Below are 13,966 nucleotides of genomic sequence, written 5' to 3'. Positions count from 1 at the left end.
ATCAGCCTTTCAACGTTCCCCCGCCGCTTCGCGTACCTCCCATGACGCACTGGCGTCGGGCTTTTGGACGGCAGGAGGACCAGCCATGGCCGTGGCACGCATCCGCAGCGCCATGACCGCCGAGGAACGGGGACGGCGCCGGAGCCGAACGGCGCGGCGAAGCGGAGGAGGAGTGGGCGGCGTCGGAGTTTCGGGGGGCGCTGATCCGGACCGGCAACCCCCTGCCCGGCGTCCCTGCGCCGAGCGCACCCGGAAGCGGCGCACGGCGGCATCCGAGGCGGCGGCGACACGGCTCGCGCTGGCGGCCCGGGACGGTGACGCCCGCAACACCGACCTCTTCGTCCGCGCGCTGCACCGCGACGTGTGGACCTACGTGTCGTATCTCAGCGCCGATCCGCAGGAGGCCGACGACCTCACTCAGGAGGTCTTTCTGCGGGCGCTGATCAGCCTGCCCCGGTTCGAGGGGCGTTCGTCCGCCCGTACCTGGCTGCTGTCCATCGCCCGGCACACCGTGATCGACAGCTTCCGCCACGCCGCCGCCCGGCCCCGGCACGCCGACCAGGACGACTGGCGCAGTGCCGCCGAAGGCGCCCAGCCCCGTCACCTGCCCGGCTTCGAGGAAGGCGTGGCCCTCATGGAGCTGCTGACGACGATCCACGCGGAACGCCGCGAGGCCTTCGTGATCACCCAGCTCCTGGGCTTCCCCTACGCCGAGGCCGCCACCGTCCTGGGCTGCCCCGTCGGTACGGTCCGTTCCCGCGTCGCGCGAGCCCGCTACGCGCTGGCCGACCTGGTCAGGGAGGCGGACGCGGCCCACTCCGAGAGCGGCTGAGGGCCGGCCCTCGCCGGGTGCCAGAAATACGGAACGGCCCGGGAACCCGGCACCCCGCCACCGCGACCAGTTGTGCAGAGCCCGGCGAACGGGGTTCTCCGGATACACACGGCAGTGGGTTGTGGAGGAAGAACGTGTTCAGACTGTGGCGCCCGGTCAGCGGCGCCGTCCTTACCGCGGGGCTGCTCGCCACCGCATGCGGCGGGGGCGGCGGCGCGGACGAATCGCCGGCCGCACGGGGCGGATCCCCGGTGTCGGTGGAGAACTGCGACGGTGAGAAAGTCATGTTCGAGTCGCCCCCCGACGAGATCGTCACGAGCAACGCGTCGGGACTGGAGATCCTGCTGCGGCTCGGGGCGGGCCCGAAGGTGATCGGCACCGGATTCCCCCCGGGCAAGGGCGCGTTGCCCGCGGGCCTGGCCGACCAGGCGTCCGACGTGCCGGTCCTCGGCCGGACGGTCATCCCCAAGGAGAAGCTGCTCGGTTCGGGTGCGGACGCCTACCTGCAGACGTTCCGGCCGGCGAGCGGCACCGCCGCCTTCCCCCGCCCCGAGGAGTTCGACGCGGCCGGCATCAAGGTGGTTCAGCTGCTCTCCACCGCGTGCGCCGCCGAAGGCCCCGGGCCGCAGAAGGACCTGTCCGCGGTCATGGACGACATCGAACGGCTCGGGACTCTCACCGGTACGTCCGGCCGGGCCGGTGAGATCGTCGCCGGGATGCGCCAGAAGACGGACGCGGTGGGGGAGCGGGTGGCGGCCGTGCCCGACGCGGAGCGGCCCACCTACTTCGTCTTCGACTTCGACGCGGGCACCAAGCAGCCCAGCGCGGTGTGCGGCAAGCAGGTGGCCAACGCCGTGATCACCCTCGCCGGGGCCCGCAACATCTTCCGTGACTGCGACGGCGCCTTCGAGAAGACCGGCTGGGAGGACATCGTCGCCAAGAACCCCGACTGGATCCAGCTGACCGTACGCAACCGGGGCAGCGCCGAGGCGGACGGAAAGGCGTTCGACGAGGCGGAGCGGTTCCTCGAGTCCTTCCCGGCCACCCGGGGCCTGACCGCAGTCAAGGAGCACAGGTTCCTGCGGATCCGGTCGGAGAGGATGACGACTCCGGGCGTCGCCAACGCGGAGGCGGTCGAGCAGATCGCCCGCACCCTGTACCCGGACAAGTTCCAGGACGTGCGGTAGATGGCGAAGGCGTCGTCATCCACCGGCGCGGCACGCGAGACGGGGTCGCGGGTGCCGAAGTCCGACGACTCGGGGCCCAGGACCGTACCCGTCGGCCTGCTGCTCGCCGGCCTCACCGTGGCTCTGGTGCTGGCACTCACCGCGGCCGTGTCGTGGGGCTCCTCCAACGTGCCGTTCGGCGACGTGTGGTCCACGGTGCTGCACCGGCTGACCGGCGGGCAGCTGCGGCCCGGCACCCAGGACCTCATCGTCTGGCAGTTGCGGGTTCCCCGCGCGCTGCTCGCCGCCCTCGTCGGGGCCGGACTCGGCGTCGTGGGCACGGCCGTCCAGGCGCTGGTGCGCAACCCGCTGGCGGACCCCTATCTGCTGGGCATCTCCAACGGAGCCTCGCTCGGGGCCGTCGCCGCCATCGTGCTCGGCGCCGGCACCGGAGGACTGCTCGGGCTCGGGGTCTCCTCGGCCGCCTTTCTCGGTGCGCTCCTGTCCTTCGCCCTGGTCTGGGCGGTGGCCCGACGCGGGGGCGGGTTCTCCCCGCTGAGACTCGTGCTGGCCGGTGTGGCGGTCGGGCAGTTCCTGTCCGGATTCACCAGCTATCTGGTCCTCAGGATCGGCGACGAGCAGCAGACCCAGGGTGTGCTGTTCTGGCTGCTGGGCAGTCTCGGCGGGGCCCAGTGGAGCACCCTCGCCCTCCCCGCCGCGGCGGTGGTCCTCGGCCTGCTCGCCCTCCAGGCGCGGGCCAGGGCACTGAACGCCCTGCTCCTGGGCGATGAGACGGCGGCCGGACTCGGCGTGGACGTGGCGGCGCTGCGCAGGGAACTGTTCGTCGTGACCAGTGTGCTGACGGGTGTACTGGTGTCCGTCTCCGGGGCCATCGGCTTCGTGGGGCTGATGGTGCCGCACCTGTGCCGGCTCGTCATCGGCGGCGACCATCGCAGGCTGCTGCCGGTCTCCGCGCTGACCGGTGCCGTACTGCTGGTCGTGGTCGACATCGTCTGCCGTACGGCGCTGCCGTCGATGGAGCTGCCGGTGGGCGTCGTCACCGCCTTCATCGGTGCTCCCGTACTGCTTTTCCTGCTGGACCGCCGGCTGGAGCGAACCTGATGAGGATCGAGGTGGACGGCCTCCGGGTCGCCTACGACGGCCGCACAGTGGTGTCCGGGGTGCGCCTGTCCGCCGCCCCCGGACAGATCACCGGGCTGATCGGACCGAACGGCAGCGGCAAGTCGACCGTGCTGCGCACCGTCTACCGGCATCTGCGTCCCGCGGCCGGCCGGGTCCTGCTCGACGGTACGGACCTGGCGAGCCTGCCGCCGGCACGGGCAGCGCGGCATGTCGCCGCGCTGCCCCAGGAACGGGGCGGCGACTTCGAGCTGACCGTGCGCGAAGTGGTGGCGATGGGGCGCATCCCGTACAAGCGGGCCTTCGCAGGTGAGGACCACGGGGACCGGACGATCGTCGCCGACGCCCTGGACCGGGTGGACATGGCGCCCTACGGCAGGCGCAGGTTCTCGGCCCTGTCGGGAGGGGAACGGCAGCGGGTGCTGCTGGCCCGCACCCTGGCCCAGGACCCGGACGTGCTCGTCCTGGACGAACCGACCAACCACCTGGACGTACGCCACCAGGTGGAACTGCTGGCACTGCTGCGGGCCCAGCACCGTACGACCCTCGTGTCGTTGCACGACCTGAACGCGGCCGCCTCGGTCTGCGACCGGCTTCATGTGCTGTGCGCCGGTGAGGTCGTCGCCTCGGGCACACCACTGGAAGTGCTCACCCCCCAACTCATCGCGGACGTCTTCGGGGTGCGGGCCGCGGTCATCGAGCATCCTCTGACGGGCGATCCGCTGATCGCGTTCGACCACACGGCCACCGCGGCTTCCGGCCCGCCGCCGTAGACGGGAGCCCGGGCGACAGCACGACATGGAGCCCGGACGTCCGATGAGCGGCTGGTGGGCCTTCCTGGAGGAACGGACCCGCCGGGAGATCGAGGAGAACGTGCTGGGGGACCGCCGGACGACGGCGGTCAAGGCCGTGTGGGAGCCCTGCGTCCGCTGGGGTTGGGCGTGGGTGAGGGGGGAACATGCGGCTGATCCCTTGGAGTGGACACCCTGGCCATGGATTCTGGGTGCGCAAGGCCGAGGCCCAGGCTGTGCCTGACGCGGGTGCGGATCAACAACGGCCGCATCCCTGTCCGCGCGGGCAACGGCGCGAAGGGCCCGCGCCACTACGGCTGGGCCTGGATCCACACCGGCGCCGGCGGTCACCGCCACTTCCTCATCCGCCGCAACCGCACCACTGGCAAGGTCACACCGTCCCGGTCGGCGACGTCGTGGACGCGTAGATCGTTGAGGAGGGCGTGGGGGTGGCAACGCCCCGGAGCATCTCCTGCGGCCGCTGCCGTTTACGTCATGCTCCCGGCCGGCTGGACGAGGCCACCAGGACAGTCGCCCGGCGTTCGAACTCCAGGTAGCGCTCCCCCCTCGACACGCACGTCGGCCCCTGGAATTCGCCCCCTGAGGTACACGTGGACGAGGCGGCCGTGGTAGCGGGCCGGTCGTCGATCACCGGCCTCTTACAGCAGGACCACACCGGTGCACAGGCCGTACAGGGTCAGGTGCTCGTCCTGCGAAGCCCGCAGCACTGCGTCGGTCGGCCGGCCGGATCCTCGTGCCGTGCCCGGCCGTGATCTCCCCGAGGACCTGCGACGTTCCCACGTCCGGGATCGGGACGCCGGGCGTCACGCGAAGGAGCCACGCGTGGTGGCGCAGCCTGTACCGCCAACCGTCATGCTGTCGTCATCGTGGCGGGTCGGCAGGACGCCTGGGTTGATGACTGATCGACGAGCAGTTCCACGCCTCCACGGCGAGGACCGCTGATGAACCGGCCAGCCGCTGCGGCCGTTGTGCCGTACGAGCACCCAGGGTGTGAACGCCCTTGTGAGGTAGGGGGGTTCGGTGCGGATCTCCGGCGGCAGCCGAGGGTCGACAGCCACTTACCAACAGCCACTTACCAAGAAGGCCGACGATTGATGAGACCAGCAGAGGACACGCGTACGACCGAGCAGGGGACCGCTGGGCACGGCCCCGGAACCGGCCGGGCCTCTGCCCTTGACCGGCCCCTCCCCTTGACGCACTGTCCGTCGCCGTCGCCCGGCGGAGCCCTCCGTTGCCGATCGACGATGTGAGCCAAGCGGCTCAGTACTCCATGGATCTGATCGGCATCTTCTCCTTCGCCTGTCCGGGGGCATCCTCGCGGTGCGCAAGGACTTCGACATCATCGGCACCGTGATCCTCAGCGAAGCGGCCGGCCTGGGCGGCGGGCTCTTCCGCGACCTGGTGATCGGAGTCCGGCCCGTCGCCTTCACCGATCTCGGATACTTCCTGACACCCTGCGTGGCGGCGGCCATCGTCTACTTCGGCCACCGGCTCCACCACGGCGGGGCGGTCCGTGAAGGCCGCCTCTTCGACCTGGGCGACGCGGCGGCGCTCGGCCTCTTCAGCGTCACCGGCACCATCAAGGCGCTGTCACACGGATTCAACGTTCCCGCCGCGGTCGCCCTCGGCGCAGCCAGCGCCGTCGGCGGTGGCGTACTGAGCAGCCTGCTCGCCCTCGAACTGCCGCCGCTGCTGCGCTGGAACACCGACCTCTACGCGGTCCCCGCACTGGCCGGCGGTGCACTGGTCACCCTGTTGCAGGCCACCGGGCTGCTGAACGCCCTCACCGCCTTCGCCACGGCGTTCCTCGGCTTCGGTCTGCGCATCCTCGCCCTGCGGCGCCGATGGCGGACGCCGCGGTCGCACTTCTGGCGCGATCCCTTCGCGGGACTGCGGCTCCAGTGGGCACCGGACGCGCCACGCGACAGCGCGCGCCGCCGGAAACCGGCACGACCGACGAGGCGAGGACAGCCGTCCTGCCCCTGCTGGAATCGCCGACGCTCACCCTGCGTACACGTCACGGCCGCCCCGCTGCCGCGCCCCGGCGCGACGCGTCACGGCCACCGGATCCACGGCTCGTACCGCGGCGCCCCGCACCCCGGTCATCGCAGGAGCGGAAGGGCGCACTCCCAAACCGGCCGGCGTAGTCCCGGCCGACGCGGAGGCGGTGTGCCTGTGCGGTGGCGTGCGGGGACACCGCACGCCACGGCACCGCCCGTGGGCGCGTCACCGAACCGCCGGCACCACCCGCGTCGTCGACGGTCCGCCCGGCAGCGGCTGTACGCCGGTCAGGACCGCCAGCCCCCTTCGGTCGCCCTGGAGTTGGCTGCCGAAGAACGCGGTCGCGTAGGCGGTGAGCGCGTCCTGCTGCCGGCCGGGAGTCACCTGCCGGTCCGGGCAGGTGCTGTCGTCCTCGCCGAACAGGAAGGGCGGCGTCCAGGTCGTGTTGAAGAAGTTGTGGTTCGCGTTGTGGAGCGACACGGAGTAGTCCGTCGCCCGGTTCTTCCCCGCGACGTCGTCCAGGTACTCCTGGCCGGCTTCGCGGACCGCTCCGTCACAGCCGCTGGTGACCACGGCGAACGGGAGCCGGGTGACGAGTGTGTCGCTGTTGTCCCCCTCGGGGTCGTCGAACTTGACCGGGGCGAGCGCCAGGACCGCACGCACGCGCACTCCGGTCGGCCATTCGGCGCGGTGCTTGTCGGACGCCTGCCACATCACGCCCTTGCCGCCGCGTGAGTGGCCCAGGGTGCCGACGCGGGTCATGTCGACGTGGCCGGCGAAGCGCGGTGCGACCGGTTGCCCGGGCCCGTCGACGAGCCGGTCGGTCAGGGGGCCGCCCCGGCCCGCGGCCAACTGCTTCCAAAGACGCAGGTGTTCGTTGACGAGCCGGGCGCGGTCGCCGTAGTCGAAGGACGTCTGGTTGATGCCGTCGACACTGATCGACGCGACCACGAAGCCGCGGGCGGCCAGTGCGGCGCCGAGATAGTCGTAGCCGCGATAGCTCGGGAACGGGCGGGAGCCGGACGGACAGGGCCAGGTGGCGGCGTCCATGCGGTCGCAGGCCCACCACGAGCCGTGCGCCATGACGATCAGGGGTGCCCGGCCGGTGAGGTGCCGCGGGTAATGCACCACCGCGCGCACTTCGCTCACCGTGCCGGTCTGCGGATCTCGGAAGGCCGTGTCGCCCAGGTCGTACTCGGCGACGGCGACCGGGCCCCGGTTCTCCTGCGCGGTGGCGGGAACCTGAGCCCCTGCCGTCAGGACGCCGGTGAGGAGTAACAGTCCTGCCAGCAGACGGAACACGGATCGTGCGGGAGTTCTCATGCCGGGTAAGAGTGGGCGGACGTCACGGGCGTTGCCCGACGGCCGCACCAGCCTCCGCCTGCCGCTCGAGCTCGGCGGTCAGGACGGCTGGACCTGGTCGAAGAGGGCGAGGGCTTCGGCGGGGTCCGGGCTCACGAGGCGTTCCAGGCCGGCCGTCGTGATCTTCGCCCACTTGCCGGCCCGTGCCCACATCTGTTCCTCGAAGGCGCGGACGGTTTCGTCCAGATCCTCGGGGCCGGTGGCGATGGACTCGGCGAGTTCGGCGCCTTCCAGCATCGCGAGGTTCGCGCCCGCCCCCAAGAGGGGCATCAGATGGGCGGCGTCGCCCAGTAGCGTCACCCCGGGGACGTGGGTCCAGGTGTGGGACACGGGCAGTACGTAGAGCGGGCGGTGGACGAAAGCGGTGCCGTGGCGGAGGAGGTCGAGGACGGGAGCGGCCCAGCCGTCGAACAGAGCCAGCAGGCTCGAGCGCACGGCCTCGACGTCGGCCAGGTCCAGGTTCGTGTGCCAGTCCAGCGGCGCGCGGAACTTGGCGTACACCTTGACGTGGCCGCCGCTGTTGCGCTGGGCGACGAGACCCCGGTTCACGCCGTACACGGCCATGGAACCGTCGCCGATCAGCCGGGCGAGGTCGGGGTGGCGGGTGTCGACGTCGTCGAGGGAGGTCTCGACATGGGTGACGCCGGTGTACTGCGGTGTCGCCGAGGAGACCGCCGGGCGGATCCGGGACCAGGCGCCGTCCGCGCCGACCACGAGGTCGAACGCCTCCTGCCGCCCGTCCGCGAAGTGGACCAGCACGCCATCCCGGGTCCCCGGCACCACCTGCGTCACGCCCCGACCCCACCGGACGTCGAGAGGGCCGAGCAGCAGGTCACGGAGTTGCCCGCGGTCGATCTCGGGATTGGCCCGGTCGTCCGGGTCGGGTCGCCAGTCGCGCAGGACGGTCCCGACCCATCACCGAACCGATAGACAACGGACACCAGACAACGGACACCAGAGATCAGAGATGCGACTCCGGGTCCGGTTCCGGGAGCGTCCGCAGGTCCGTCAGCGTGTCCGGATCGGAGTGGCCGTCCATCTCCTGCCGCCACAACCGGTGTTCCCGGTCCGCCCACCTCCGTGAGACCGTCCTCCGCCACATGCCCTCCCTGGCCCCGGGGTCGCCGGCCGCCTTCCAGATGTGCCCGGCCAGCACCACCCCGATCGTCAGGGCGAGCCAGTCGTGCACGAACGTCGCCCCCATGCGCACGGACAGGGAGACGAGTTCCGGGAACCAGAGCAGCAGCCCCGTCCCCACCATGACCAGACCCGCGCCCGCCGTCCACGAGGCGTAGACCTTCTGGCCCGCGTTGAACTTGCCCGAGGGAATGCCCGAGGTCCCGCTGCGCCTGACCGCGGCCTTCAGCCAGCGGCGGTCGTGGGGCGCGAAGCGATTGAGCCGTCCCAGGTCCGAGCGCAGGGCCCGGGAGGCCATGCCCAGCAGCACCGGCACGGGAAGCGCGATCCCGGACCACTCGTGCACGGTGGTCACCAGCGGGCGGCGGCCGACGAGCTGGGCGAGGGGGGATATGTACAGGCAGGCGGCGGTGAAGATGCACACCCCGGCCAGGACCGCGGTGGTGTGATGGGCCCAGCGCGCCGCGGCGGTGAAGCGCAGCAGCCTGCCGGTGCGGGGGAGGGCGGAGCGTGCGGCGGAGTCAGACCGTGGGGGCATCGTCACGTCCGTTCGAGCGCCCCACCCACGCGTCCACGTCGTAGCCCAGGCGCTCCCAGTATCCGGGGATCACCTCGTCGGTGACGGTGATGCCCGACAGCCATTTCGCGGACTTGTAGAAGTACATCGGGGCCACGTAGAGCCGGACCGGACCGCCGTGGGCATGGGTGACCGGCTTGTCCTCCATGCTGGTGGCGACCAGCACGTCGGGCCGGCGGGCCTGGTCGAGGGTGAGGCTCTCGGTGTACGCGCCGTCGAAGCAGGTGAACCGGATGGCCTTGGCGTCGGGCGACACGCCCGCGGCGTCGAGGAGGGTGGACAGGCGCACCCCGCCGAAGGGGGTCTTCGGCACCCGCCAGCCGGTCACGCACTGCACGTCGCGGACGGTCCTGGTCTGGGGCAGCGCGGCCAGGTCGGACAGCCGGTAGGTCATCGGCTTGTCCACCATGCCGCCGATCCTGAGACGGTAGGTCGTCTCGTCCTGCTCGGGTGTGGAGGAGGTGATCGTGTAGTAGCGGAAACGGTTGCCGGGAAGCAGGTCCGACAGGCCCGTCGGATCCTTCTGGGCCACGGTGTCGATGCCCTTGGCGACCACGTTCTGAATCGGGCCTCCGGCCGCGACGCCCACGGCGCCCAGCCCGAGCATGCCCAGCAGCACGCGCCGGCCCACCGGGGCACCGCGGCGGTCGGCTCCGGGGTCCGGGAGTGGGGACGGCACCTTGGATTGAGAGTCGCTCATGCCTTGTATACGTACGCCCGCGGCGTCGTGTTGAACAGACGCCGCGGACGTGCGGACGGAGGCCGGCGGGCAGGCCGGTGCCGACGGGGCGGGTCGGCGCGCGAACGCGTCAGTCCCGGCGGTACTGCGCGGGGGAGTCCTTCGTCGCCCGGTCCTCGTAGGAGCCGACCGTCCCGCGGTCCACGTGGAACGTGGTCAGCGTGGTGACGGGGGAGGCCGGGTCGCGGCGGTCGCCGATCACTCGCATGTGCGCGCTGAACCGCTCGGGGGTGACCTCGTACACGTCGTAGCCGTAGCGGTTGCCCTCGAAGTACTTCAGGTGCGGGTTGGCCGCGCCCATCACCGGACCGTTCGCCTTGTTCCAGTCCGGCGGGTACGCCCCGGACGTGACGGAGTGGGCGGTGAACTCCGTGCCCACAACGGGTGAGGACGTCTCGTCGAAGTCGGTCCTGATGTCGTCGACGAACGCGGAGTGCCAGTCGCCCGTGACGACGACCAGATCCTCCAGGCCGCTGCCGTGCACATGACCGAGGACTTCCTTGCGCTCCTCGAGGAAGCCGTCCCACTGGTCGGTGAACATGTACGGGCCGCCGGGCGAGCCGCGGAGCTGGCTGAGCATGATGGAGTTGGCCCAGACATGCCAGGCGTCCGGGGCGCGGTCGACGACACGCTTGAGCCAGTCCTTCTGGCCGGCACCGAGGATCGTGCCGTCGGCCAGGTTCTGCGCCGAGCGGTGGGACCGCAGGTCCAGAATGGTCAGCTCCAGCAGCCCGCCCCAGCGGCGGACCCGGTGGATCTCCGGGTCGGGCAGGGCGACGTCGCTGTCGTCGCGGTGCGGCATGTGCTCGTACCAGGCCTGGTACGCGGCGGCCCGGCGCTGCATGAAGGGGGCACCGCCGCCGGTGCCGGAGTAGTCGTTCGCCGCCTCGTGGTCGTCCCAGGTCAGGAACCAGGGGTGAGCGGCGTGCGCCTCGCGCAGTGACGCGTCGCCCTTGTAGAGAGCGTGACGGCGGCGGTAGTCGGCGAGGGTGAAGACGGTGGGGCTCTCGTGGTCGCGGACGTGGTCGGCGGGGACACCGCCGACCTGCCCGTGCTCGTAGATGTAGTCGCCGAGGTGGAGGACGAAGTCGACGTTCTCCCGGGCGATGGCGCGGTGGGCGGCGTAGAAGCCGTCGTGGAACGCCTGGCAGTTGGCGGCGGCGAAGCGGACCTTGCCGACGTGGTGGGCCGGCGCGGTCCGGGTGCGGCCGACGCGGGAGGTCCGGCCCAGCGCCTTGAATCCGTACCAGTAACGGGTGCCGGGCCGCAGGCCGTTCACGGGCACGTGGACGCTGTGCCCGAGCGTCGCGGAGGCCGGTGCGGTGCCGTGGGCGACGACGCGCCGCAGCCCTCGGTCCAGGGCGACGGTCCACTCCACCTCGACCACCTCGGGCAGCCGCTGTTCGGCGGCCAGGGGTTCCGGCGCCAGCCGCGTCCACAGCAGGACACCGGTCGGCCGGGGGTCGCCGGAGGCGACACCGAGGGTGAACGGCGCCGGGTCGTAATCGGCACCGAGCGCCTCCGCGGCCTCCCGTGCCTGAGCGGGTGTCAGTCCGGCGCTGAGCGGCCACGCCAGATTGAGGGCGCCGGCGGCAGCGGCGGCCTTGAGCAGTCCGCGTCGGTCGATCCTGGTCACTTGTCGTGTCCCCTCGTGGCGGTCAGGTGCATCGACATCCCGTCGGCGTAGCCGTCGTTGGACGTGCCGCCGCCGCTGCGGGTGAAGACGAGCAGCACCCGGACGGTGCGGGCGCCGGGCGGCACGGCGGCGGACGCGGTCCGCTCCAGGAGCCCGGTGCGCGCACCGCGTTCGGCGGCGGTGACCGGGCCGAGCACACTCAGCGCCACCGGTGTCCCCGCCCGGTCGCGGAACTCGGCCGACAGCCGGGCGCCGTCCTCCTGGCCGGCGTACCCGCCCAGCCAGGCGGTCAGCCGGTAGCGCACCCGCCCCGCGTCGACCGCCGCCCTGCCCACGGGTCCGAAGAACGGCAGCCGGATGTCCTGCACCAGCGCGGTACGCGGCGAGTTGCCACCGCTGAAGAAGCGGCTGCCGCGGCGCGCGGGCCCCGGATCCGCGGCGGTCGGATATCCGCCGCCCACGGTGTACCCGACGAGCGCGGGGGCGCCCTGGGCGATCCGCCAGCCCGCCACGGTGCCGACGGGCTCGGCATTCCCGCCGGGCCCTCTTTCGGCGTCGCCGTTGACGACCAGATTCACAAGTGCCTCCTGAGTTAGGGAAGTCGGCTGGACAAGCACAACAGCGGGAGGTGAACCGGGGGAGTATCGGACGCAAATGCCGTCGCAATCCGGCCATGCCGGCGGCCATGAAGCGCCCTCCTGCTCGGACCGTTCCTCGAAAGGACGGCAAATTGGCGCAGTCCTGAATCCTCAGGAGGAGCAGTGAACCGTCTTCATCCTGTCCTGCTGGGGTGATGGTGCAGGTCGGCGGGGTGAGGTGACGAGACGAGGCTCCTGGTCGTTGCGGTGGTGTTCTCTACGCACGGCGCTTCGCCCGAGGAGCCTCGCCTGGTCCCGTGTCGTGCCACGCTCGATGTCCCTCGTGAGCTGGTCGAGCATGTCTCGTGGCTCATCCATGCCCGAAGGTGTGAACGCGGTACGCGATGGCGCAAGCCGGGCTGCTTCCACCAGGCCCTTCTCGCACTGGTGCATCCGCGCAAGAACGAGACGCTGCCTCAGCTCGCGGCGGGGTGCGGTGTCTCCACCGCGACCGCCCGGCGGTACGTGGACGAGACTCTGAGGTCCTGGCCTCCTGGGCGCCCGGCCTGCACGAGGCTCTCGTCGGCCTGGACGAGGGAGACTTCGTCATCGTCGACGGCACGCTCGTCCCCGTTGTCGCACGACCCGACGGCACCCCACTGGGGTTCTCCCGCGCGGCACCGGGCCGCACCCACGTCTGACCGCGCCCACCAGGGCGCCGGCGCGACCTTCCGCACCTCGTACTGCCACCACAGTGAACAACCCGAGCACTACCAGCAGTTCAACCGCGACCATGCCCGACTCCGGACCCCCGGCGAACGGCCCGACTCAAGACGTGGCGGCTGCTGCGGCGAGCCCGCTGCTCCACCCGCCGCGTCGGTACCGCCGTCCAAGCCATCCACACCCCGATGACCTGCGCATATTCAGGATGAAAACGGTCCAGTGACTCGTCTGCAGCGGTACTGGGCTCACGTCATGGTCCGGTCGAGCGTCGCTGGGCACGCGTACGGGTCTGATTGCGTGGCGAGGCCGATCAGGATGTCGAGTCGGCGTCCCGCTTCGTGCAGTTCTTCGGTCTTCTCCTTGATGCGGTCCCGTTCGGCGAGCAAGCGTCGCAGCAGGTCGGGATCCATGCGGCGGGCATCGACGGCGGGCAGTACGGTTTCGATCAAACGGCTGCTCAGGCCGGCTCCGTAGAGCTGTTGGATGATCTTCACACGGTCCACGGCCGACTGCGGGTAGGTCCGCTGACCCCCTGCGGTGCGCTCCGGGCGGAGTAGCCCCTGTTCCTCGTAGTAACGCAAAGCACGTGCGCTCACCCCCGCTGCGGCCGCCACCTCTCCTATACGCATCGTAACCATTCCAGACCTCTTTGTGACTGCATTTGCCTATGACGCTGACGTGAAGTTTTAGCCTACGGACGTCGGTGAGGGAGGGCTTCGCCGCGCTACCAAAGGGATAGGTCATGCACATTTCCGGTACGACCGCACTGGTGACCGGCGCCAATCGTGGGATCGGTCGACGCTTCGTCGATGAGCTGCTGGCCAGGGGGCCGACAAGGTCTACGCGGCTGCCCGCCGTCCGGAGCTGATCGACACCTCCGACCCGCGGATCACGCCCTTGCGCCTGGATCTGCTGGACGAGGAGTCGATCGCAGACGCGGCCGCGACCGCAGAGGACGTCACCTTGCTGGTGAACAACGCCGGCAGCGCAACGCACGCGCGGCTTCTGGCAGACGACCTGGACAAGGTCAGGCAGGACTTGGAGACACATCTCTTCGGCACCCTGCGGGTCATTCGCGCGTTCGCTCCCCGTCTCGCCTCCAACGGTGGTGGCGCGATCGTCAACGTGCTGTCCGTGCTGTCGTGGGTGGCCACGCCTCAGGGGTCAATGCCACTTAGCTTAAGTTGATCATGGTGGTGTTGTTGTCCTCTGCTGTCGGGAAGGTCGACGGTGGTCGTGGCTGCGCGGGGCGCTAGCCTCGAT

Annotated in this window: 11 protein-coding genes and 3 pseudogenes; 7 read left to right on the top strand and 7 right to left on the bottom strand. The window is 71.0% G+C overall.

The window, feature by feature from the left end; translation table 11 throughout:
* Nucleotides 1–85: 85 nt before the first annotated feature.
* The 5 genes and pseudogenes from KUM40_RS22120 to KUM40_RS41565 all read left to right on the top strand — a co-directional run.
* Nucleotides 86–832 carry a sigma-70 family RNA polymerase sigma factor gene (locus KUM40_RS22120; RefSeq protein WP_254395496.1) on the top strand — a complete coding sequence of 249 codons (747 nt, stop codon included), beginning with the start codon at nucleotides 86–88 and terminating at the stop codon, nucleotides 830–832.
* A gap of 134 nt (nucleotides 833–966) precedes the next feature.
* A complete protein-coding gene (locus KUM40_RS22115; RefSeq protein WP_217167763.1) occupies nucleotides 967–2,019 on the top strand; it encodes an ABC transporter substrate-binding protein in 1,053 nt (350 codons plus the stop codon).
* On the top strand, nucleotides 2,020–3,120 hold the full coding sequence (locus KUM40_RS22110; protein WP_254395495.1) for an iron ABC transporter permease: 1,101 nt from the start codon (nucleotides 2,020–2,022) through the stop codon (nucleotides 3,118–3,120). It abuts the gene before it with no gap.
* Nucleotides 3,120–3,911, top strand: coding sequence for an ABC transporter ATP-binding protein (locus KUM40_RS22105; RefSeq protein WP_217167762.1), 792 nt, complete (start codon nucleotides 3,120–3,122; stop codon nucleotides 3,909–3,911). The genes KUM40_RS22110 and KUM40_RS22105 overlap by 1 nt, the downstream gene beginning before the upstream one ends.
* Nucleotides 3,912–5,220: 1,309 nt before the next feature.
* Nucleotides 5,221–5,816, top strand: a pseudogene (locus KUM40_RS41565) (trimeric intracellular cation channel family protein); the annotation flags it as partial.
* A 360-nt stretch (nucleotides 5,817–6,176) separates the two neighbouring features.
* On the opposite strand, the gene KUM40_RS41560 reads toward KUM40_RS41565, so the two are convergent.
* The 6 genes and pseudogenes from KUM40_RS41560 to KUM40_RS22075 all read right to left on the bottom strand — a co-directional run bounded on the left by KUM40_RS41560 (nucleotide 6,177) and on the right by KUM40_RS22075 (nucleotide 11,980).
* Entirely contained in the window at nucleotides 6,177–7,274 is a 1,098-nt protein-coding gene (locus KUM40_RS41560) for an alpha/beta hydrolase (protein WP_254395681.1), read from the bottom strand.
* 78 nt (nucleotides 7,275–7,352) lie between these two features.
* Nucleotides 7,353–8,222 (bottom strand): annotated as a pseudogene (locus KUM40_RS22095) (FAD-dependent oxidoreductase); the annotation flags it as partial.
* 52 nt (nucleotides 8,223–8,274) lie between these two features.
* Nucleotides 8,275–8,988 carry a cytochrome b/b6 domain-containing protein gene (locus tag KUM40_RS22090; RefSeq protein ID WP_217167761.1) on the bottom strand — a complete coding sequence of 238 codons (714 nt, stop codon included), beginning with the start codon at nucleotides 8,986–8,988 and terminating at the stop codon, nucleotides 8,275–8,277.
* A complete protein-coding gene (locus KUM40_RS22085) occupies nucleotides 8,972–9,727 on the bottom strand; it encodes a molybdopterin-dependent oxidoreductase (protein ID WP_217167760.1) in 756 nt (251 codons plus the stop codon). Before KUM40_RS22085 ends, KUM40_RS22090 begins: the two co-directional genes overlap by 17 nt.
* 109 nt (nucleotides 9,728–9,836) lie before the next feature.
* Nucleotides 9,837–11,402, bottom strand: coding sequence for an alkaline phosphatase (locus tag KUM40_RS22080; protein WP_217167759.1), 1,566 nt, complete (start codon nucleotides 11,400–11,402; stop codon nucleotides 9,837–9,839).
* Nucleotides 11,399–11,980 carry a phosphoesterase gene (locus KUM40_RS22075; protein WP_217167758.1) on the bottom strand — a complete coding sequence of 194 codons (582 nt, stop codon included), beginning with the start codon at nucleotides 11,978–11,980 and terminating at the stop codon, nucleotides 11,399–11,401. The genes KUM40_RS22080 and KUM40_RS22075 overlap by 4 nt, the downstream gene beginning before the upstream one ends.
* 267 nt (nucleotides 11,981–12,247) lie before the next feature.
* Here KUM40_RS22075 and KUM40_RS22070 point away from each other — a divergent pair.
* A pseudogene (locus KUM40_RS22070) lies at nucleotides 12,248–12,912 on the top strand (transposase family protein).
* 36 nt (nucleotides 12,913–12,948) lie between these two features.
* Here the strand turns inward: KUM40_RS22070 and KUM40_RS22065 are convergent.
* Nucleotides 12,949–13,332 carry a MerR family transcriptional regulator gene (locus tag KUM40_RS22065; protein WP_217167757.1) on the bottom strand — a complete coding sequence of 128 codons (384 nt, stop codon included), beginning with the start codon at nucleotides 13,330–13,332 and terminating at the stop codon, nucleotides 12,949–12,951.
* A 268-nt stretch (nucleotides 13,333–13,600) separates the two neighbouring features.
* Between KUM40_RS22065 and KUM40_RS22060 the strand changes: the two genes are divergently transcribed.
* The gene (locus tag KUM40_RS22060; RefSeq protein WP_254395494.1) at nucleotides 13,601–13,891 is read left to right on the top strand and encodes an SDR family NAD(P)-dependent oxidoreductase; all 291 of its coding nucleotides are present in this window, start codon (nucleotides 13,601–13,603) and stop codon (nucleotides 13,889–13,891) included.
* The last annotated feature ends 75 nt before the right edge of the window (nucleotides 13,892–13,966 follow it).

Origin of the sequence: Streptomyces sp. AC512_CC834, assembly GCF_019049325.1 — a bacterium.
GTDB lineage: Bacteria > Actinomycetota > Actinomycetes > Streptomycetales > Streptomycetaceae > Streptomyces.
Note: the sequence above shows the minus strand (reverse complement) of the source record. Positions and strands in the feature narration are given on the sequence as shown.